The organism is Hyalangium gracile (assembly GCF_020103725.1).
Taxonomy (GTDB): Bacteria; Myxococcota; Myxococcia; order Myxococcales; family Myxococcaceae; genus Hyalangium; species Hyalangium gracile.
Window position 1 is genome coordinate 21,420 of sequence record NZ_JAHXBG010000035.1, and the last position, 21,568, is coordinate 42,987.

The 21,568-nt window shown below is 70.1% G+C and carries 15 protein-coding genes; 2 read left to right on the top strand and 13 right to left on the bottom strand.

Features of this window, described 5'->3' with window-relative positions; translation table 11 throughout:
- Positions 1–20 precede the first annotated feature (20 nt).
- Positions 21–743: a hypothetical protein gene (locus KY572_RS41995; protein WP_224249393.1), complete on the top strand. Its 723-nt coding sequence runs from the start codon at positions 21–23 to the stop codon at positions 741–743.
- Positions 744–748: 5 nt separating this feature from the next.
- Here KY572_RS41995 and KY572_RS42000 read toward each other — a convergent pair whose 3' ends face one another.
- From KY572_RS42000 to KY572_RS42035, 8 genes are all read right to left on the bottom strand, one after another.
- A complete protein-coding gene (locus tag KY572_RS42000; protein ID WP_224249394.1) occupies positions 749–2,056 on the bottom strand; it encodes a DUF58 domain-containing protein in 1,308 nt (435 codons plus the stop codon).
- A complete protein-coding gene (locus KY572_RS42005) occupies positions 2,053–3,054 on the bottom strand; it encodes an AAA family ATPase (RefSeq protein ID WP_224249395.1) in 1,002 nt (333 codons plus the stop codon). Before KY572_RS42005 ends, KY572_RS42000 begins: the two co-directional genes overlap by 4 nt.
- On the bottom strand, positions 3,051–4,346 hold the full coding sequence (locus tag KY572_RS42010) for a DUF4350 domain-containing protein (RefSeq protein ID WP_224249396.1): 1,296 nt from the start codon (positions 4,344–4,346) through the stop codon (positions 3,051–3,053). The genes KY572_RS42005 and KY572_RS42010 overlap by 4 nt, the downstream gene beginning before the upstream one ends.
- Entirely contained in the window at positions 4,339–6,210 is a 1,872-nt protein-coding gene (locus KY572_RS42015; RefSeq protein WP_224249397.1) for a DUF4129 domain-containing protein, read from the bottom strand. The genes KY572_RS42010 and KY572_RS42015 overlap by 8 nt, the downstream gene beginning before the upstream one ends.
- A complete protein-coding gene (locus tag KY572_RS42020) occupies positions 6,211–6,480 on the bottom strand; it encodes a hypothetical protein (protein ID WP_224249398.1) in 270 nt (89 codons plus the stop codon). It lies immediately after the preceding gene.
- A gap of 68 nt (positions 6,481–6,548) precedes the next feature.
- Positions 6,549–7,610, bottom strand: a complete 1,062-nt coding sequence (locus KY572_RS42025; RefSeq protein ID WP_224249399.1) for a lipase family protein — start codon at positions 7,608–7,610, stop codon at positions 6,549–6,551.
- Positions 7,607–8,419, bottom strand: coding sequence for a lipase family protein (locus KY572_RS42030; protein ID WP_224249400.1), 813 nt, complete (start codon positions 8,417–8,419; stop codon positions 7,607–7,609). The genes KY572_RS42025 and KY572_RS42030 overlap by 4 nt, the downstream gene beginning before the upstream one ends.
- Positions 8,420–8,703: 284 nt before the next feature.
- Positions 8,704–10,749: a S9 family peptidase gene (locus tag KY572_RS42035; protein WP_224249401.1), complete on the bottom strand. Its 2,046-nt coding sequence runs from the start codon at positions 10,747–10,749 to the stop codon at positions 8,704–8,706.
- 190 nt (positions 10,750–10,939) lie between these two features.
- Here KY572_RS42035 and KY572_RS42040 point away from each other — a divergent pair, with 190 nt between their 5' ends.
- Positions 10,940–12,490: a peptide MFS transporter gene (locus tag KY572_RS42040; RefSeq protein WP_224249402.1), complete on the top strand. Its 1,551-nt coding sequence runs from the start codon at positions 10,940–10,942 to the stop codon at positions 12,488–12,490.
- A 57-nt stretch (positions 12,491–12,547) separates the two neighbouring features.
- Here the strand turns inward: KY572_RS42040 and rho are convergent, their stop codons facing one another.
- The 5 genes from rho to KY572_RS42065 form a co-directional block, all read right to left on the bottom strand.
- A complete protein-coding gene (gene rho, locus KY572_RS42045; RefSeq protein WP_224249403.1) occupies positions 12,548–14,125 on the bottom strand; it encodes a transcription termination factor Rho in 1,578 nt (525 codons plus the stop codon).
- Between the two features lie 246 nt (positions 14,126–14,371).
- The gene (gene sppA / locus KY572_RS42050) at positions 14,372–16,849 is read right to left on the bottom strand and encodes a signal peptide peptidase SppA (protein WP_224249404.1); all 2,478 of its coding nucleotides are present in this window, start codon (positions 16,847–16,849) and stop codon (positions 14,372–14,374) included.
- A 51-nt stretch (positions 16,850–16,900) separates the two neighbouring features.
- The gene (locus KY572_RS42055; RefSeq protein WP_224249405.1) at positions 16,901–18,109 is read right to left on the bottom strand and encodes a PEGA domain-containing protein; all 1,209 of its coding nucleotides are present in this window, start codon (positions 18,107–18,109) and stop codon (positions 16,901–16,903) included.
- Between the two features lie 57 nt (positions 18,110–18,166).
- Complete coding sequence (locus tag KY572_RS42060) at positions 18,167–19,510, bottom strand: PEGA domain-containing protein (protein ID WP_224249406.1); 1,344 nt, start codon at positions 19,508–19,510, stop codon at positions 18,167–18,169.
- Between the two features lie 123 nt (positions 19,511–19,633).
- Positions 19,634–21,568: a DNA gyrase/topoisomerase IV subunit B gene (locus tag KY572_RS42065; protein ID WP_224249407.1), complete on the bottom strand. Its 1,935-nt coding sequence runs from the start codon at positions 21,566–21,568 to the stop codon at positions 19,634–19,636.

The window sequence follows — 21,568 nt, forward strand, 5'->3', positions numbered from 1 at the left end:
TGGCTCAACGGGAGCAACTCATGACTGAGACGAACGGAACCCAGACGAGCGCTGTCCCCTCGACCCTCGCGGAAGCGCGCGTGCTGATGCTGCAGTGCGTGGCGCGGGACAACGCCGAGCACTACCGCCTGGGGTGCCTCTACAACCAGGTGGTGGACAAGGGCCTGGCGGGGACCTTCACGGAAGAGAGCGCGCGGCGGTACTTCGCCCCTTGGATCAAGACCTTCTCGATGTCGGATCTCCACATGTACGGCACCGTGGCGCGGGAGTTCCCAGAGGAGATCTGCAGGAAATACGGCATGAAGCCGCTGCGCCTGCTGATGGCGTACGCGAAGAGGTTCAGGCTCTCGGTGGTGGGGAAGGATCCCGGGCCCCTGCTCATCCGGGTGCCCCAGGCGGACGGCACGATGCTCTACAAGCCCTTCCATGCATGCTCCAGGGAGGAGGTGGGGCGGGCGATGACCGGAAGAGTCCCCACGGAGGACAAGGGCTTCGGGACTGTTCCTGGCGAGGAGCTTCATCGCCTGCAGAGCCTGCGAGATGGCATGCAGAAGCACTTCCCGGAGAACTCCTCCGCACGGCTGCGTGCGGCGGCGCGGGATGGTCAGCTCCAGATCACGCTGAGGAATGTCTCGGTCGCGGAGCTGGAGCTGCTGATGGCGGCCATCTACGAGAGCCGCGAGCACGTGTTCCAGGAGCAGATCTCCAGGCCCGTGGAGCCGCTCTCAGAAGCAGTCTCCTGACGCTGCTACAGCACTCCGCGCGCCTTGATGTCCAGGTAGCGATTGACGGCGGCCAGGCTCAGCTCGTCCGGCTGCACGTCGATCATCTGCACCCCGCCCATGCTCACCCGGGCCTTGAGCGTCTCGCGGTCCGAGAGCAGCTCGGAGGCCACCGCGTGCTGGAAGGCCTCCTCCGGCCCTGGCGGAGGCTGGCGCAGCAGCCCCAGCAGCGCCGTGTCCTTCACCGAGAGGCACAGCGGCACGTGGCGCCGCGCCAGCCGGTGCAGCGGATCGATCATCGTGGAGGCCTGCTCCTCGTCCAGGAAGTCCGTGAACACGCACAGCAGGCTGCGCCGCGTGAGCCGGACGTTCAGCTCCTTGAAGAGCGCCAGGTAGTCCACGTAGGTGAGGCTCGGCGTGGCCGAGTAGAGCGCGTCCACGATCTTCCGGTACTGCCCGCGCCCCGCCGCCGGCGGCAGGTACGTCTTCACCCCATCCGCGAAGACGACCAGCCCCACCCGATCCCCGTTGCGCACCGCCACGAAGGCCAGGAAGAGCGCCGCGTTCACCGCGTGGTCCAGCTTCGTCAGCCCGTCCACCTGGGCCGCCATGGAGCGCCCCGCGTCCACGGCGATCAGCAGCGACTGGGAGCGCTCGGACTCCATCACCCGCGTGACGGGCTTACCTCGGCGGGCCGTGGCCTTCCAGTCCACCTCGCGCACCGAGTCTCCCTGAGCGTAGTCGCGCAGGCGGGCGAACTCACTGCCCCGGCCGTCCCGCCGGAGCTGGCGCAGGCCCAGGTTCACCAGATCCAGCGCCGCGCCCGAGAGCAGCAGCCGGCTGGCGCCTCGCAGATCCGGGAACACAGAGGCGCTCTGCGCCGCCTTGAAGGCGCGCTCGTCGTAGACGAGCCCCAGCGGCCCCCGCACCCGCACGTGCACGTCACCGAAGGAGAACTTGCCGCGCCTGGACGGCGTCACCTTGTACACCCAGCGCGTCTGACTCTGGGGCGGCAGGCTCAGCGGCGCCTCCTCCGGCGTGGCGGTGAAGGCCTCTGGCACATCGTCCCGGACGCGCACCTGCACCGCCTGGTTGGAGCGGTGGATGAGCTGCACCTCCACCCGGTTGGGCACGCCCACCGACAGCTTGCTCGGCAGGTGGCGGTGCACCTCCAGCCGCACCCGGCGGGCCATCACCAGGTCCACCGCGGCCAGCCCCACGACGAGCAGATCCAACGCCAGCACGAGCCCGCCCAGCCCCGGGAAGAATCCCGCCGCCATCATCGGCAGCGCCATCAGGGCCAGCACCGCCCACAGGCGCGTGGTGGGAATCACCGGGGAACCTCGACGGACTGGACCACCTCGCGCAGCACGTCCGCCGGCGTGGCCCCGTCCAGCTCCGCGTCCGGAGACAGCAGCAGGCGGTGCTTGAGCACCGGCCCCGCCAGGAAGCGCACGTCATCCGGCGTGACGAAGCCACGGCCTCGCAGCGCCGCCAGCGCCTTGGCCGCCATCAACAGGTGCACGCCCGCGCGCGGCCCCGCGCCCAGGCGGATGCGGCTGGAGGTGCGCGTGGCCGACACCAGCTTGCGGATGTAGGCCAGCACCGGCGGCTCCACCGTCACCTCGTTGAGCGCGGCACGAGCCCCCATCAGCCCGTCCTTCGTCACCGCCGCGCCCACGCCCGCCCGGGCCAGGTCTCCCGCGTCGAAGCCCCGGTGCACCGAGGCGAGGATGGCGTCCTCCTCCTCGGGGGCGGGGTAGCCCACCTCGATCTTGAAGAGGAAGCGGTCCAGCTGGGCCTCGGGCAGCGGGTAGGTGCCCTCGGACTCCACCGGGTTCTGCGTGGCGAACACCGTGAAGAGTGGGGAGAGGGTGATGTTGCGCCCCTCCAGCGACACGCTGCGCTCCTGCATCGCCTCCAGCAGCGCGGACTGCGTCTTGGCTGGAGCGCGGTTGATCTCGTCGGCCAGCAGCAGGTCCGTGAAGATGGGGCCGCGCACCAGCACGAAGGACTGGGACTTCAGATCGAACACGCTGGTGCCCAGGATGTCCGCGGGCATCAGGTCCGGGGTGAACTGGATGCGCTTGAAGTCCGCGCTCACGCTGCGCGCCAGGGCCTTGGCCATCAACGTCTTGGCCACGCCGGGCACGCCCTCCAGCAGCACGTGGCCGCCGGCGATGAGGCCGCAGAGCATCAGCTCGAGCGCCTCGTCCTGGCCGACGACGGCCTTGCGCACCTCGCTCAGCACGCCCTCGCGGACGGCGTTGGCGGCCTGCACCGCGTTGGCCGGCAGGTTGAAGGAAGGGGCGGGGACGGGGGGGACGTTCATGACTCCTCGACGGAAATGGCGGTCGGGCGGGTGGGCCCGGTGGGATGGATGCGGTTGCGCAGCTCGGCCGTGCGCGCGGCCAGCTGCTGGAGCTCGCTGTCGCTCAGCGTCTCCTCCGAGCGGCGGACGATGGCGCGCAGCCCCTGGGACAGGTCCTCCCGGCCGCGCGCCTGGAGCCCCTCGGCGACGGCGGAGGCGGGCGCGTGCGCGGGCAGCCCGGCGTACAGGGCCAGCTCCTGGGTGAGCCCCTTGGAGATGAGGCCCGCGGCGAAGGCATGGTGCTTGCCCTCCCGGTACAGGCGGCTCATCGCGAAGAGCGCGTCCGTGGCGCCCACGCGGACCGACTCCGGCGGCGGGTGCGGACGGCCGAAGCGCTTGAGCGAGATGGACCACAGCGCCACGCCCAGCAGCAGCTGCGCCACGGCGAAGTGCAGGCCGTAGCGCCTGGCGAAGTCCACGATGGAGCGCTCGTTGGTGAAGCCGTGGTGGAACTCGCTGAACTCGTAGGGGCCGGGGCCCAGGGCGCGCAGGGCGCTCAGCCAGAACTGCGCGTTGTCCGCCCGCGCGAGCGCCTCGTTCATCGCCAGCTCCGGCGCGCCCACCACCAGCACCTTGCCCAGGCCGTAGGGCACCACCGCCGCCACCGGGCGCTCGAGCTGCGCGTCCTGCAGCACGGGCACCGCGCCGGAGGGCAGCTGCAGGAAGGACTGGATCTTCGCCTCCACCCGCTCCATGCCCAGCGTGTACGGCGTGGGCATGGGCGGCACCAGCGTGCGCATGGGCAGCGTGGTGTCCACCTTGGAGAGCTTCACCTCCAGCGCGTCCAGCAGCGGGTTCTCCCTCGAGCCCCACGGCACGTACACCAGCGAGTGCCCGGCCTTCACGTGCCCGAGCAGCTTCTCCCGCTCGTCCTCGGTGAGCTCGTTGGCGTGCAGGACGTTGAGGCCCTCGTGGGGCACGTCCTCGGACTGCTCCAGCTCCTCGTCCCGCTCCTTGGCGAGCAGCGTCTCGTCCAGGTCGTCCTCGCGCGCGCCGTCCACGGCCACCGCCAGCAGGATCAGCGTGGCGGTGGACTTCTCGTCCAGCACCTGGAGATCCGCGGAGCGCCGGACGACGGGCAGCCCGCTCTCCTCGGCCAGCAGGTAGAGCGCTCGGGCTCCGCCCTCCGCCGCGCGGTAGGTGGAGAGCGTGTCCGCGAAGCCGCCGCGCGAGGCCCCCTTCATCAGGAAGGTGCCGAGGATGGCGGAGAGCAGCAGCCCGCCCACCACGAGCATCGGGAAGCGATCACGCACCGGAGGCCTCCGGCTGAACGGGCGCCGTGAGCAGCGGCTCGGTGAGGGTGCGGAAGTCGCGGTAGCCGTCCAGCCCGACGGGCAGGTTGCCGTACCAGGCAAAGTCGAAGCGGCGCGTCAGCTCGCGGAAGGGGGACAGCCACTCGCGGCGGCCCTTGAACTGGCGCAGGTAGTCCCAGTTGCTCAGGGTGGAGTCGTAGAGGATGGCGCCATCGCGGTGCAGCCGGGACAGCAGCGCCAGGTAGAGGCTGCGGATCGCCTCGCGGTACTCGCCCCGGGCCGCCAGCTCGTCGGCCAGGTGGGCCCAGCCCTCGGGCGGGCGGGACAGGGCGCTCATGGGATCCTGCGCGAGCGCCGTGGAGTCCAGCGTGCTGACCTCGAGCTGGGCGCTCTCGTCCTGCTGCCGCCGCCCCAAAGCCCGCAGCAGCAGGGTGGCCAGCACCGCCAGCACCAGCCCGATGACGAGGACCACCAGCACGTTGGCCGCGCCCGCCCCGCTGGCGCCCGTGAAGTTCGGCGTGGACCGGACGGGCTCATCCTTGTCGCGCTCGAAGAGCTTCTTGAGCGCCTCGCCCAGCCAGTCCCAGAAGCGCTTCCAGAGGCTGGGAGGCTCCGGAGGCGTCTCCTCCTTCGGCGCGGCCGGGTCCGCCGGGGGGATGACGTCGGAGAACTCCGGTCGCGCGAGGATGTCCTTCGCCCGCGCCGAGGCCGAGCGCGCATCCGGCGCGGCCTGCTCGAGCGCCGCCGTCTCCCGCGCCTGCGTCAGGCCCTGGCTCAGCGTCATCGCCGCGGCATCGCAGTCCTCGGAGTCCTGCGCCAGGCGCTCCACGGCGCGCAGCAGGCGCTGGAGCTTGGCGGCCTCGGCGGTGCTCAGCGAGTCCGCCGCGTCGAGGCCCGCGGCCAGGTCATCGCCCTCGTACTCGCACTCCAGGGCCACCGCCTCCAGGCGCTGGCGGAGCTCCGAGCGCGAGATCGCCGGCTCCGACTCCTGCGCCCGCGCCGCCGTGCCGCCGAGCAGCACGCACAGCAGGACTAGCGCCGCGCTCTGGAGGGGCCGCGCCTTGCCTCGCGCGGGGAGCTGCTGGACGGCGGCGAGCAGATCCAGCCCCTCCTGGCGCACCCGCCCGTCCACCAGCAGCAGCGTGGAGGCGGCGGCCTTGATGGGCTCGAAGAGGGTGAAGGTGAGGGACGCCAGGAAGATCAGCCAGGAGACGTTGTCGAGCGACGCGAAGCGCTCGGCGAACGTGAGATCGATGGCCAGCAGCTTCCGCCCCAGCATGAAGAGGACGTTGCTGGCGATGTGGAGGTTGAAGAAGGTGAGCACCTGGACGAGCAGCATCATCCGCACCCCCGTGGCGGTGCCTCGCGCCGGCCCCAGCAGCTTCGAGCACAGCCCGTACAGCCTCAAGGGGCTGCCCTTGCCCTGCATCGTCGCGGCGTAGCCGACGATGTGCGCCGACAGCAGGAAGTACGCGACCCCCACCGAGAAGCTCAGGGTGAGGGCGTTGAAGACGAAGAGGAAGCCCACGGCGATGAAGAGGCTCGGCATCCGGCCCAGCGCGGCGCGGAGGCTGGCGAGCACCCGGGGCTCGTCCTTGCCCAGGAGCAGCTCCTGGACGAAGTGGCAGGTGGCGCCCTGGAGGACTCCACGGAAGAGCCACGTCAGGGTCATCCACAGCGTGGGCAGCACCAGCGAGCGGCGGTGAATCACCGCGTCCGCCAGGTGCAGGGCGGCCGCCGTGACGAGCGCTCCTCCCGGCAGCGTCAGCGCCCACACGCCGGTGTGGCGCGAGCACAGCCGCAGGGCGGCATCCAGGATGGCGACGGCGCCTCGGGGGCGCAGCTCGAGCGCGGAGACGGCCATTCAGAGCCTCACCAGTTCGATGAGCAGGCGGACCCCGCCGTAGATGACGGCCGCGCTCACCAGCGCGAGCAGCACGTTGCCCACCGACCAGTCCCGGCGCTCCGTGGGCCCCTCGAGCACCTTCAGGCGCTTCTGGAGACAGGCCGCGCAGCGGTTGATGCCCTCGAACTGCGTGGTGCACTCGCGGCAGATGACCCGCCTGCACTCGACGCAGATGCCGAGCCCCGCGCGATCCGGGTGATAGTGGCAGCGGCCCGACCCCTGGAGCATGGGAGCAGCCTACGAAATCTCGGGCCGTCTGTCCCACCCCCCGGATGGCCTGGGGGTTGCTTCCCGGGTCAGGAGTCGTCGCGCAGGGCCTCGGCCATGCGCAGCACGATGGCCTCGAGCAGCACGCCCCGTGGAAAGTGCGCCCCCGCCGAGTTGCCGGCCAGCAGGAACCACCGCTCCTGCAAGGGCAGGGCGATGGCCCAGTGGTCGGCGCGGACGTAGCCCAGCAGCTCGCTGCCCGGCAGGAGCTGATCATAGAAGAGCAGCTGGCCGTCGTTGAGCGGATCCATGTAGCGCAGCACGCCGTCCATGGGGTCCATCGCTCGGGCGATCTCCGCCTCCGGGGCGATGCTGCCCACGGAGAAGTAGCGGATGTGCTTCGGCAGCTGGTGCCGCGCCAGCCACTTCATCCTCGGCTCGCGCTGCAGGTCCCTCGCGACGGCGCGATCTCCCGGCGGGCACTTCTTCGAGGGCCAGTTCCGCAGGGCCTCGTAGACGAAGGTGTAGCGGTTGGCGGCCGGCGAGCCGTTCACGCTGCCCGCGATGCTGACCACCGCGTGCACGCGGGGGGCGAGGCTGGGGTACTGGACCAGGAACTCCATGATGTCCGAGATCCCCTTCGAGTAGCCCATGAGCACCAGCCGGCCCTCGGGAGGGAGCTTCGTCCGGGCGACCGCCACGGCGATGCGCCAGGCGTTGGCGGCGCTGCTCGAGCGCCCGCTCACCCGGATGGTGTTCACCGAATAGCCGAGCGTGCGCAGCCGGGGCACGGCCTCCGGGAAGAGCTCCGCGTCATCGAAGCACTCCGCGAAGCCACCCGGCACCAGGAGGATGCGCAGGCGCGGGTCGTGCGCCGGAAGCGCGGCGGGGGCCGTCGCCCGAGGCTCCGCGGCGAGCGGGAGGAGCAGCTTCTCGCAGTCCGAGTCGGGCAGCTGCTGGCGCGCGGCGAGCTCGCAGAAGATGGTGCGGAAGCGCGCGCGCCCATCCTGCACCGAGGGCTGGCCCACCACCACGAGCTGGGCCGGAGGGATGTCGGAGGTCTGGTAGCCCAGCAGCGGGGTGGCACAGCCCGTCACGCCGAGCGTGAGCCCCGAGAGGACGGCTACCCAGAACATCGACATGAGGCTCATCGCCCGGCTCCCTCGCCGAGCGCTTCGGTGATGCGCAGGACGGCCGCCTCCAGCAGCGCGTCACGTGGGTAGGAAGGCTTCGTGCCCGGAGCGCCTTCCACCGCGGGCGTGGGTGGGAGCGGATCGGTGGCGATGGAGTAGTGGTCGGCGTTCGCGTAGCCGAGCAGCTCCGCGCCAGGGATGACCTGATCGAAGAAGGGGGCCAGGCCGTCGTTGCGCGGATCGATCCGGGTGAGCGCGGCGGCCCGGTCCCTCAGCGGCGGGCTGATCTCCGAGAGGGGCGTGAAGGCCGCGAGCGAGAAGTACCGGGGCGGCACCGGCAGCGGATGCGCCATGAGCCAGCGCAGCCGATGGGCCCGTTCCATCTCCGGGAGGGCCCATCGCTGTCCCCGGACGCACGGCGAGTCTTCTCCGTTGGGGAAGAGCAGGTCCGCCCCCTTGGAGTCGCCCGCGAGCGGGGTGCCGTTGATGGCGCCCGCCACGCTCAGCACGGCTGACACGCGCGAGGCCACGGTGGGGTTCGCGACGAGGAGTTCGAGGATGTCCACGGCGCCTCTGGCATGGCCGACGAGCAGGAGGTGCTCCGAGGGGATCTCCGCGATCTCTCGGGCGAGGTGCTCGGCGTTGACGTGACTGTTCGAGGAGGTATTCACCTGGGAGACCCGAGCGTCATAGCCCAGGAGCCGCAGGCGCTTCACGGTGGGCTGGAAGGGCGCAGCCAGGCCGTCAGCACAGTCGCCGAGCAGCCCGGGGACGAAGAGCACCGCCAGCCGGGGCTCGTGCGCGGGCAGGGGGCGCGCGGGACGCACCGTGTCACGCTCATCGCTCAGGCGATGGAGCAGCGCGTCACACGGGCGCCCGCGGGCCTCTGGCTCCCGGGCGAGCAGCGCGCAGAACAACTCGCGGAAGCGCGCGCGCCCGTCCTGGACCGGCGGCGCGCCGGGCAGGGTCAGCGTCTGAGCGGGGACGTCGAGGCTGTACTCGAGGACCGGGGTCGACTTGCAGCCCGAGGACAGGACGAGCGGTAGCAGGGCGAGCAGCCCTGCGAGGTGCTGATATCTGGGAGTTCGAATGGGCTCACCCGCCGCCGTGGCTACCGCGGTTGAGAGGGCTTCATCGGGCCCGCGTGCTGCTCCATGAACCGGGCCGCCCGCGCCAGGAGCTCGATCAGGTTCTCCCTGCGCATGATCGAGTGCCCCTCGTTGTCAGCGACCATGTACTCGACGGGGATCCGGCGCTCGCGCAGCGCGCGGACGACCTGATCCGACTCGCTCCGGGGCACGCGCGGGTCATTGGCGCCCGCGTAGACGAAGAGCGGGTCGACGATCTTGTCCGCGTCCTTCAGGGGCGAGATCGAGTCCAGGAAGGCCGCGTCCTTGTCCGGATCGCCCATCTCCAGGAGGAAGATCTCCCGGATGAACCCGCTGGTGGTGGCCATGAAGGTCTTCATGTTCGCCACGCCGAAGAGGTTCACGCCCGCGCGCCACAGGTCCGGCATCCGGGTGAGGCCGATCAGCACGGTGTAGCCGCCGTAGCTGCCGCCATAGATGATGACGCGGTTGGCGTCCGCCCAGGGCTGCGAGGCGGCCCAGCGGCCCGTGGCCTCGATGTCCTTGAAGGCCTCCAGGCGCCCGCGCCCGTTGTCCGCCTCCTCGAACGCGCGGCCGAACCCGCCCGAGCCTCGCACGTTCGGCTCCACCCACGCGTAGCCCTGGGACAGGAAGAAGCCGATGGGCGCGGCCCACCGGATGCGCGAGCTGCCCGCCGGCCCACCGTGGTAGCTGACGATCACCGGCAGCTTCCCCGTGCGGTTCTTCGGCAGGTACACGTTGATGGGAAGCGCCAGCCCGTCATGCGCGCGGAGCTCGGTGATGCTCGCCTCGATGGCGGGCAGCTCCTTCAGCGAGGGGCGTGCCTCGGTGCGCAGCGCGGCGACCTTGCCCGTCTTCGTGTCGATGACCCAGGCGTCGGTGGGAGAGGAGGGCGTCGACCAGACGGCGGTGAGCCGGCGGCCGTCCTCGGAGAACTCGAACGCCTCGCCCTGGCCCAGCGGCATGGCGACCGTGGCGCGCGGCTTCAGGGTGCGCGCGTCGAGCAGCCGGATCTCGTTGCGGTTGCCGGCATCGAGGGTGAACGCGATCGCCTCGCCCGTCTTCGCGACCATCAGGTTGTTGATGCGGTTCGCGGCGGGGCTCTTCTCCACGTAGCGCGCCAGCTCCTTGCCGCTGCTCGCGTCGAGCGCCAGCAGCAGCGACTGCTCGCCGCCCGCATCGGTCGCCACGTACACCGTCTTCCCGTCGGGGGAGAACTGCGCCGCGAAGATGGTCACCTTGCCCGGCGCCAGGGGGTACAGCGGCCGGGTCTGCCCCGTCGCCAGCTCGAGGTGCCGCAGGAAGTTCTCCGAGCCCGACAGGTAGCGCAGGAACAGCGCCTGCTTGCCGTCGCGGCTCACGTCCGTGAGGAAGCCCGGCTTGTCGTCGCGGTGGACCACCCGGGCCGGGCCGCCACTGGCGGGCACGGCGTACACGGCCGAGGACGCCTCTTCCTTGCGGCGGCCGCTGAAGTAGACGGTGTCTGGCGCCAGGTCCGGGATGATCGGGAGGTCTCGGTTCAGCGTCTCTCCCGGTGTGAGCTCCACGGGCGCCGACCCGTCCAGGCCCACCTTCCAGATCGACCAGTTCTCGTCCGCGCCCTTGTCGGACCGGAAGAGCACCGCCTTCCCGTCGGGCGTGGTCTGCGAGAACGTCATCCGCTCGGGCCACGCCACCAGCCGCTTCGCTGGCGAGTCGGTGCGAGCGGCGTCGGCGATGTAGAGCTGCGGCAGCCCGTCCCGGTTGGAGTTGAAGATCACCTGCGTGCCGTCGCGAGTCAGGGCCGCCTCGGTGTTGAGGAAGGCGTCCACGAACGGTGTCACCTTCCGTACGAGCTCGGCATCACGCGCCGCGTCAGCTCCGGCGGGCACGTCCGGCTTCTCCACGGTGCTCACGGCCGTGGGCGGGGAGGGGGGGGCTCCCTCGAGCTTCGAGTCCTGGGAGGAGGCGGGGGCCGGTGGAGCCACCTCGGGCTGAGGCTGAGGCGCTGTCGCGCAGGCGGCGAGCAGCGCGGCGACGAGAGCGAACGGGTAAGGGAAGGTGCGCATGGGCCGGGGAAGCTATCGCGCCATGCCGCGCTTCACCACCGATGAGTCGGGTCCTCCGCGCCCGGCCTCTCGGGGAGGACGCGGCGGCTCGCCCTACTTCGGAGGAGGGGCCATGTCGTCCTGGCTTGCGGGGGTGGACAAGGCAGTGTTGAGTTCGCGTCCGCGACGCCCACGGGCCCAAGGAGCCTTCATGTCATCTGCTGCACCCTCCGAATGGAAGGGACCCCCGTCGAACCGCACGTTCATGGGGCACCCGGTAGGTCTCTTCGTTCTGTTCTTCACCGAGATGTGGGAGCGCTTCTCGTATTACGGGATGCGCGGGCTGCTGAAGCTCTACATGGTGAACTACCTGTTCATCTCCGTGCGCCAGACGCTGCAGGGCAAGGCGTACGACGGCGTGGGCAACCCGGACGAGGTATGGGGCTGGGGCTTCATCAAGTCGCTCCTGCCGACGGTGGATGAGGCGACGCTCCAGCAGTGCTCCGCGGAGAAGGTGAAGGCGCTGCTGGCCGAGAACTCGGGCATGGTGGCGGAGGTCGCGCAGGGCATCGCCGCTCAGCGGTGCTCCGTGGAGCCCAACGCCTCGCTGCTCTACGGCCTGTATACGGGCTTCGTGTACCTCACCCCGGTGATCGGCGGCCTCATCGCCGACAAGTACCTGGGCCAGAAGAAGTCGGTCTACGTCGGCGCCATCGTCATGGCGCTCGGGCAGTTCGTGCTCTTCGGCGCAGAGAACCTGTTCTTCATCGGGCTGCTGCTGCTCATCATCGGCAACGGCTTCTTCAAGCCGAACATCTCCACGCAGGTGGGCAACCTCTACCCGCCGGGGGATCCGCGCCGCGACGGCGCCTTCACCATCTTCTACATGGGCATCAACCTGGGCGCGTTCATCTGCAACTTCGTCTGCGGAACGCTGGCCGCCGTGGTCGGGTGGCGCTACGGCTTCCTCGCCGCGGGCATCGGCATGTGCATCGGTCTGGTGGTGCAGCTCATCGGGCGCAACACGCTGGCCCCGGACACGCTGCAGGAGCGCAAGGACAGCACCGTCGTCGAGAAGCAGCCGCTGACCTCCAACGAGTGGAAGCGGGTGTGGGCGCTCGTCATCCTGTGCATGCTCAACATCGTCTTCTGGGCCGTCTACGAGCAGCAGGGCAACACGATGCAGACGTGGGCCGACGAGAAGACGAACTGGCCGCAGTGGGCCTCCTCGACGTGGTTCCAGTCCGCCAACCCGCTCTTCATCTTCACCTTCGCGCCGCTGCTCGACATCTTCTGGCGGTGGCAGAACAAGCGCGGCTCCGAGCCGTCCTCCGTGGCGAAGATGGCCATCGGCTGTTTCGTGCTGGGCATCTCCTTCGTCGTCATGGTGGCGGGCGCCCGCATCGTGGGCGACGACAAGGGCAGCCTGTTCTGGCCCATCTTCTGTACGCTGCTGCTGACGATTGGTGAGCTCTACCTGTCGCCGATCGGCCTGTCGCTGGTGACCAAGGTGTCGCCGGTGCGCATCGTCTCGCTGATGATGGGCATGTGGTTCCTGTCGAGCTTCTTCGGCAACCTGCTCTCGGGCGTGATCGGCCGCTTCTATACGACGATGTCGAAGGACGCGTTCTTCTTCCTCCTCATGGTGCTCGGCATCTCCGCGGGCGTCGCGATCTGGCTCTTCAACAAGCCGCTGAAGAAGGCCATGGAGCCGGAGGCTCCGCCCGCGGGGACGCCCGCCGTGAGCGGCACGTCCTCGTAGTCTGGGGGCCGTCGTCTCCGGGGCGGCCCGTCCGCCCCGGAGCATCCGGCGCAGGCGCTACAACTCGTCGAGGAACTCGTCGTTGTAGGTGTAGCGGCTGAGGCGCTTGACGAGCGCCTCCATGGCCTCGACGGGCTTCACCGCGAAGAGCATCTGCCGAAGCTTCTTCACCTTCTCGTACTCCTTCTGGGTGAAGAGCTTCTCCTCCTTGCGGGTGCCGGACTGGGCGATGTTGATGGCCGGGAAGATGCGCTTCTCGGCCAGCAGCCGGTCCAGCGTCACCTCGGAGTTACCGGTGCCCTTGAACTCCTCGAAAATCACTTCGTCCATGCGGCTGCCGGTGTCGATGAGCGCCGTGCCGATGATGGTCAGCGTGCCGGCCTCCTCGGTGGCGCGCGCGGCGCCGAAGATGCGCTTGGGGCGCTCCAGCGCGCGGCTGTCCACACCGCCCGTCAGCGTGCGGCCCGAACTGTCCACTTCCTTGTTGTAGGCGCGCGCCAGGCGGGTGATCGAGTCCAGCAGGATCATCACGTCCTTGCCGGCCTCCACCAGGCGCCGCGCCCGCTCCAGCGCCAGCTCCGCCACCTTGAGGTGGTCGCCCGTGGGCCGGTCCGAGCTCGAGGCCAGCACCTCCGCCTTGATGCTGCGGCGCATGTCCGTGACTTCCTCGGGGCGCTCGTCGATGAGCAGCACCATCACGTGCATCTCGGGGTGGTTGTTGATGACGGCCTGCGCGATGCGCTGGAGCATGATCGTCTTGCCCGTCTTCGGCGGGGCGACGATGAGGGCGCGCTGCCCCTTGCCGATGGGGGCAATGAGGTCCATCACCCGCGTCACCATGTCCTTGTGGCCGTTCTCCAGCTTGATGCGCTCGATGGGGTCCACCGAGGTGAGGTCCGCGAAGTGCGGCAGCCGGGGCGCCCCGTCCAGCGGCCGGCCGTCCACCGTGTCCACCTTCTGGATGAGGCCCTTGGTGCCGCGCATCTGCGCGAACGCGGTGACGTACTGGCCCTGCCGCAGGCGCAGCTTCTGCACCAGGTTCTTGGGCAGCTCCGGGTCATCCGGAGAGGGCAGCAGGTTCTTCTTCACCTGCCGCAGGAAGGCGTTGGGCCCCTTGGCCTCGGTGTCCAGCACGCCCTCCACGGGCGTCAGGTTCTGCTGCGGCGCGGCCTGCTGCTGTCCGCCGTGGTGCTGGTGACGCTGGCCGCCGTGCTGCTGCTGGCCCTGCTGCCCCTGCTGTCCCTGCTGTCCGTGCTGCTGCTGCTGTTGCTGCTGCTGGGCCAGGCGCTGCTTGTACTGCTCCAGCTCCTGCGGGGTGAGGAACACCTGCTGCATCTGCCCGTCCGGGCCCGGCTGCATGCGGTAGGCCTGTCCCTCCGGGGTGAAGTGCACCTGCGCGCCACGGCGGCGACGGCGGCGGCGGCGGCGGCGGCCTCCACCGGGGCCGGGCTGTCCACCAGGGCCTGCCTGTCCCGGAACCTGTGCCGCGCCTTCCGCACCGTCGTCGGGGCCGTCATCGCCCTCGCCATCATCTCCGCCGTCATCGTCCGAGCCGGGCGGCTCGGGCCGGGAAGCCTCGGCGGGGGGCGGGAGGGGCTCGCGGGGATCGTTGTTATCGGGGGTGTTCTCGCTCATGGAATTCCGAACGCTCTGCATGCACGGACCCAGCTCGGGTCGGGCGCGCACTGCTCGTCATGTGGGACAGGGAGCCAGACGCGGGGTCCTCGAGGCGGCCTGCGCTCCATGCGCGGGTCCTCGATGACCGAAACCGCCGGTCCCTGAAGCCCCCGGCGGCCCGAGAGCCGGCCAGGAAGCAACACTCACATTAGCAGAGACCCACGAGAGGCTTCGAGAATTTCGAGCCCCTGTCCTACAGCAGACTCACTCGATGGTGAGGGTGAAGGGCATGGCCGCCTTGAGCCCCGGCTCCACCCAGGTCGCGCTCAGCCCCGTCTCCTTCACGAGCGCCTGCATGCCGGGCAGGAGGGCAGGCTGGGCCTCCGGGAGCAGCCGGGCCATGACGCTCGGCTCTCCGCCCAGCGAGGAGAACAGGCCCCGAGGCTCCCCGTAGACCTCCAGGTCGATCTCCTCCCCGGGGTCCACCTTGGCCCGGGTCCGCGCCGCGTCCACGGCGTCCATGAGGCCGCCCAGCTTGTCCACCAGCCTTCGCGCATGGGCGTCCTTGCCGGACCACACCCGGCCGCGAGCCACCGCGTCCACCTGGGCCTTGTCCAGCTTGCGCTCCTGGCTCACGTAGGTGATGAAGTCGTCATAGGTGGCGTCCACCCAGGCCTGCACCGCCGTCTGCTCCTCGGGCGTCCACGTGCGCCACGGATCGAACATGTCCGCCAGCGGGGAGCGGGAGATCTTCTCCCGGTTGATGCCCAGCTTGTCCCCCAGCAGGCCCTGCAGCGCGGGCTTGAGGTAGAAGACGCCGATGCTGCCGGTGATGGTGGTGGGGTTGGCGAAGATCTCGTTGGCGCCCATGGACACGTAGTAGCCGCCGGAGGCCGCCACGTCCCCCATGGAGGCGATGACGGGCTTGTGCTTCCTGGCCTCCAGCACCGCCCGGTACATCAGATCCGAGGCGAGCACGTCTCCGCCGCCCGAGTCCACCCGCAGGACGATGGCCACCACGGATGGATCCTCCTGCGCCCGCTGGAGCGCCAGCACCACCGTCTCGGCTCCGGCGATGCGCGCGCCGCCGAAGGGATCCTCGCGGCTCTTGCCTCCGGCGATGCTGCCCAGCACCGGCACGATGGCGATGCGGCGGCGGCGGGCCCAGCGCGTCTCCCGCTCGGCGCGCGGCGAGTAGGTGGGGGAGTAGGTCGCCGTGGGGGCCATCTCGCGGACCTTCTGCTCCAGGTCACTCTGCAGGGGGAGGAGGCCGTCCACCAGCCCCAGCTGCTGGGCCTTCGCGGCCGGGATGATGCCCGTGGCCCACACCTCGCGCAGGCGCCCCGCCGGCAGCCTCCGGCCCCGCGTCACCGCCTCCTCGTACCAGGCCACCTCCGTGTCCAGGTAGGCGCTCACCTGCTCCCGCTGCGCCTCGCTCATCTGCTGGAGGGTGAGCTGCTCGGGCGCCGTCTTGTACTGGCCCACGCGCGCCACGTCCCAGCTCACGCCCAGCTTCTCCATCGTCCCACCGAAGGTGGTGACGCTGGCCGACAGCCCGTTGATGATCAGCGAGGAGGCCGGCACCGTGTAGATCTGATCCGCCGCCGAGGCCACCAGGTAGCACCGGTCGTCGCACGAGAGCAGCACCGCCATCACCTTCTTGCCGGAGGCGCGCAGCCGCAGCACGGCCTGGCGCAGCTCCTCCGCCCGGCCCCAGTCCGCGCCGCCCAGTCCCTCCATCTTCAGCACCACCCCGCGCAGCTGCGGATCCCTCGAGGCGAGATCCAGGAAGCGCATCAGGCGCAGGTACGGATCCGGCCCGCTGGCCCCGAACAGCGCCAGCGCGGGGCTGACCCCGCCGGAGAGCCGATCATTGAGATCCACCATCGTCACCACGCCCGAGGACACCACGGAGCGGTAGGTGCTGCTGGACAGGCGCACCGCCAGCACGTGATCCAGCCCGTCGTTCGTCCCGCCCGGCGCGTAGGTGACGCCGAAGTGGGAGGTGTCCAGCGTGAGGCCGAGCTGGAACGCCAGCGCCTCGCCCTCGCGCAGGCCGTGCGACATGCCCGCGCCCACCCTCAGCCCTGGCAGCACCTCCGCCTTCAGCGCGTAGCTGAAGCGCCCCTCGTCCAGGCCGCCCGAGCGGAACTGGTAGTCCACGCCCAGCGTGTAGCGCTCGCCGAAGGGGCGCAGGCCGACGCCCACGTCGAAGCTGCGGGTGAGCTTGTACTCGCCCTGCTCGGGCTGGTTGATGTCCCGCGCCACCACGCTGTACGAGAACTCGCGCCAGGGCCGCGCCGACAGGCCGATGTCCCACGTGGACAGCTTCTCGATGGACTCATCCGCCGAGCCGAAGGCGTGGTAGGTGGCGCCCAGCGCCAGCGTGTCCGTGCCCAGCGAGAAGCCGAACGAGGTGCGGCGGTAGTCCGGCTCCGTGCGGTTGTTGAGCCACTCCAGGCCGAAGCCCAGGCCCACCACGCCCAGCATGCTGGTGCCCGCGAACAGGCCGTTGCCCACCTGGTCCTGGAGCCGGTTGCGCTCGTGGATGAAGAACACCTGCGGATCGTCCACGAAGCGCAGGCTGCCCGGGTTGAGCGAGAGGGCGGTGGCCTCGTCCACGATGGCCGTGGAGTCGGGAGGCAGCGTCACCCCGCGCGAGCCCACCAGCGGGCGGACGATGTTCTGGGTCTGGGCAGCGGCGAGGCAGGGCAGGAGCAGGAGCAGGGCCGGGAGGCGCATACGCCCGGGGACTCTAGGCCGCTCCAGCCCCGGGCGGACAAGCGTCACGCGCTACCAGTCTTCAGTTCCGTTCACTCCGTCCAGCGGATCGCCGTTCTTGCCCTTCTTCTCCGTCACCTGGCGGCGGCCGCCCTGGTCCTCGGCGTTCCAGTCCTCCATGCCGTGCCGGTTCTCCAGCGGGTCCGAGGCCTTCACCTTCTTCTCCCCACCGCCCAGGCCGTTGTTGACCAGATAGTTCACCAGCCGGCCCATCTCCGCCTTGGCCATGCCGTACTCGTCGCCCTGGAGCACCACGCGCCGGCTCGCCAGCTTCTTGCCGCTCTGCAGATCGAAGAAGCCCACCACCAGCTCCGTGCCGTTGGGGCCCAGGTCCTTCACCGTGCCCAGCAGGCCACGATCGATCGACAGCGACTTGCCCAGCGACGTCGCCGCGGGGCTCGGCTGGGTGCGGACGATCTCCCCGGCCACCTTGTCCAGCTGCGCGTCGTACTTCTTGTAGTTGGAGGTGGGGGTGAGCTCGGCGGTGATCTCCACGTCGTCCGGCGTCACCTCCATGAGCTGGCCGTGCTGCCGGAAGCCGGGGCGGTCCAGCCGCAGCATGTGCTTGCCCACCTGCATGGGGCCCACCGTCATCGGCGTGTAGCCCTGGAACTCGCCGTCCACGTAGACGCGCGCACCCGCGGGCCGGGACTTCACCGTCGCGCTGCCGCGCATCACCGAGGAGCGGCCCGTGGCCACCTGGGCGCGCAGCGAGATGAAGTCCTTGTTGTAGCGCTTGGTGCTCAGCTCGAAGGTGGGGTTGAGCGCCATCAGATCGATGAGGTTGAGCTTGGCCTCCTCGATGTCTCCGCGCTGGTTCAGCACGGCGGCGTACAGGGCAGTGGCCTCGCACAGCTCGGTGCACGAGCGCATCGCCCCGACGGCCCCCTGCAGCTCCTTGAGGGTGGCGCGCAGCTTGCGCTCCGCGTCCTCGTACTCCTTGGCCTCGTAGGCCGCCAGGCTCTCCTCGAGCCCCTTGGTGCCGCGCTTGAGCGAGGCCTGCGCCTCCTCATCCGCCGGCATGCCGAACAGCTCCTCGGGCTTCTTCACCGTGAAGCCGGAGAACTGCTCGAGCGCCTCGTTCATGTACGTCTCGAGCTTGACCGTGCTGCTCTCAGCCCCCTGATCCATGGGGATGAGCAGGGCGCTGATGCGCCGGGCCGTCGGCGGCGGCGCGGCCAGGGCAACAGCGGGAAGGAGTGCGAGCACCAGGGCTTTCATGCGGAGACCTCGATACCTGCCGGACGCGAGCGCACGGGCAGCCATTCAATCCCGTCGCTAGAAGCCCAGCCCAGGCATGCCGGAGATGGGACCCAGCGGGCCACCATTGCCGCGGCGATCCTGAGTCGCGTAGAGGATACCACCCGTCACGACGGCCGCACCTCCCACGACGGCCGCCCAGAACCAGGGCTTCTTGACGAGGGGCGGCAACTTCGACGGAGACGAGGGCCCGGCCACCGGCCTGCCCGTCAGGAAGCCGTGCACCTGATCCGCCGCCGCCACGGTGCTCTCCTCCGGATCCTTGGAGTCCGGCTTGAGCTCCACCCCGCGCAGCCGGTTCTTCGTGCGCACATCCCACACCTGCAGCTCCGCCTGGGCGCTCTTCTTCTGCTGCACCGCGGCAAGGACCACGTAGCGCGCGCCCACCTTCTCCGCGAGGGTGGCGACGTCGGGGGGCATGGTGTCGGCGTCGAACGCCCGCTCGGAGGCGGCCCGGGCGGCGGCGGCGCGCACCTCGACCAGGGCCGGCAGCGGCTCGAGCTGGGGCTTCAGCTCGGACGTCTTGCCCGAGGCCACCTGGGGGTAGGAGGCGTAGGGCACGTGGCCGGGCAGGGAGATGACCACGGGCTGGCGGCCCGGGTGGACCTCCACGCTCTTGAGCGGGGTGACGCCCACGTCCTCGCCGCGCACCGTCACGCGGGCCCCCGAGGGCTTCGAGTCGATGGCGAGCATGCCCGGCTTCTGCGCGTTGAACTCCTTCTGCGCGTCGCGGAAGGCGGCCTGCACGTCCGAGCCGAAGAGGGTGGAGTCCGGCTGCGCGAGCGGATCGGCGGCCAGCGCGCGCAGGAAGGACGACTTCGCGCCCTGCTTGTCCCCGTTGAGCAGCTGGCAGGCGCCCAGGAAGACGAGCGTCTTGGAGAGCCGCTGCGGCTTGAAGGCTCCCGGATGCTTCTCATAGGCATCCGCCGCGGCGGTGAACTTCGCGGCGGCGGCCTCGGGATCCAGGTTGTCGTACTCCGTCTTCCCGGCCTCGTAGAGCGCGTCGGCCTCTTTCAGCGAGGCGGGCGGAGGAGGAGGGAAGGCCGAGGCCAGGTCCACGAGCTCTACGTCCGGCTTCGCGGCCAGCGCCCGGGTGAGCTCCTCCTGGATACGGGTGGCGGCCGGCTCGGCGTTGCTGGCGCGCGGGACGGCGAACACCACGAGCCCATTCTCGAGCACCTTCCGGGCGGGGGGCTCGGGGGGAGGCGGCGGCTCCGGCTGCGCCACGGGCTCGGGCGTCGGCTCGGGCGCGGGCTCCACCTTGGTGGGCGCCGGCTTCTTCTTGCCGCGGCGGGACGACTGGGCTTCAGCATTGACGCTCAGGGCGAGCGCCAGGAGGAGGAGGAGGCGAGCGGTGAACACGGCGGCGGATGCTACCCGAGCCTGCCCCCCAGACACCATTCCCCGGCGGGTGTCGGGCCATCCGCCCGATGACGGAGGGGGGAGCCATGACGGCCCGGCGCCCCTCCGGCACGGCTCAGCGGATCAGACGTCGAGCTCCTCGACGTCGCCGGCGCGCTCCATGATGAACTTGAAGCGCGCGCTCACGTCCTTGCCGAGCAGGTCATTGATGACCCGGTCGGTCTCCAGGGCGTTGTCGATGGTCACCTTGAGGCTCTTGCGGTTCTTGGGGTCGAGCGTGGTCATCTTCAGCTCGTCGGCGGTCATCTCGCCCAGACCCTTGAAGCGCATGATGTTGGGCTTGGCGTTGCCCTTGGCCTTCTCCTGGATGATGCGGTCGCGGTCTGCCTCGTCCAGCGCCCAGTACGTCTCCTTGCCGATGTCCACGCGGTAGAGCGGGGGCTGGGCGATGTGGACGGCGCCGCTCTCGATGAGCGGGCGCAGGTGCCGGTAGAAGAAGGTGAGCAGCAGCGTGGCGATGTGGTGGCCGTCGCTGTCGGCGTCCATCATCAGGAAGACGCGGCCGTAGCGCAGCTTGGAGATGTCGAAGTCCGAGCCGATGCCGCAGCCCAGGGCGCTGACGATGTCCTGGAGCTCCTTGTTGGTGGCCACCTTGTCGGTGGAGGCCTGCTCGGCGTTGAGCACCTTGCCGCGCAGCGGGAGGATGGCCTGGGTCTTCCGGTCTCGGCCCTGCTTGGCGCTGCCGCCTGCGGAGTCACCCTCGACGATGAACAGCTCGCTGGTGCCGGGATCCGTGGAGGAGCAGTCCGCCAGCTTGCCGGGCAGGTTGAGCCGGTGGCTGACGGCGGACTTGCGGCTGACGGCCTGGGAGGCGGCGCGGCTGGCCTCGCGCGCGCGGGCGGCGAGGATGATGCGGGCCACCACCGCCTCGGCGATGGACTTGTTGTCGTTGAGCCACTTCTCCAGCGCCGGGCGCAGCACGCCGTCCACCTGGGCGGTGACTTCCGGGTTGTTGAGGCGGCCCTTGGTCTGGCCCTGGAACTGCGGCTCCACCACGTAGACGGAGAGGATGGCCGTCATGCCCTCGCGGATGTCCTCCGCGGTGAGGGTGACGCCCTTGGGCGTCAGGTCATGCGTCTCGATGTAGTTGCGCACGGCCTTCACGACGGCGCCGCGCAGGCCCGCCTCGTGCGTGCCGCCCTGCGCGGTGGGGATGCCGTTGACGTAGGAGCGGATGGTCTCATCCGTGGCCTCCGTCCACACCAGGGCGGCCTCCAGGCGCACCCCGTTGTCGCGCGAGTGGTAGAAGCCGGTGCTCGCGGGCGGCACCACGGGCTTGGCGCGCTCGGCCACCCACCTGGTGAGGTACTCGGCGATGCCGCCGTCGTGCTTGTAGGTGACGTGCACGTGCGGGTGGGCCGTGTCGTCCTTCCAGACGACCGTCATGCCCTTGTGCAGGTAGCTCTTGGCCTCCAGCCGCTCGCGGATGAGCTCGGCGTCGAACTTCTGCTTCTCGCCGAAGATCTCCGGATCGGGCTCGAAGGTGATGGAGGTGCCGGTGCCGCGCACCGGGGCGCCGTCCGCCTTGAGCGGGCTGGTGGGCTTGCCGCGCGCGTACGTCTGGACGTGGCGCTTGTGGTCCTTCTTGATCTCCACCACCATCTTGCGCGACAGGGCGTTGACCACGGAGCTGCCCACGCCGTGCAGACCGCCCGAGTGGATGTAGTTGCCCTGCTCGAACTTGCCGCCCGAGTGAAGCGTGGTGAGGATGACCTCCACCGCCGGCTTCTTGTACTTGGGCATGATGTCCACGGGGATGCCGCGCCCGTTGTCCGTCACCGTGATGGTGCGCCCATCCTTGTGGAGCGTGACTTCCACGGTGGAGGCGTAGCCGTTGATGACCTCGTCCACCGAGTTGTCGAGGATCTCCCACAGCAGGTGGTGATAGCCCGCGCTGTCGGTGCCTCCGATGTACATGGCCGGGCGCTTGCGCACCGGCTCCAGGCCCTCGAGGACCTGGATGTCCGCACCTGTGTACGTGTCCTTCTTCGTCGCCAT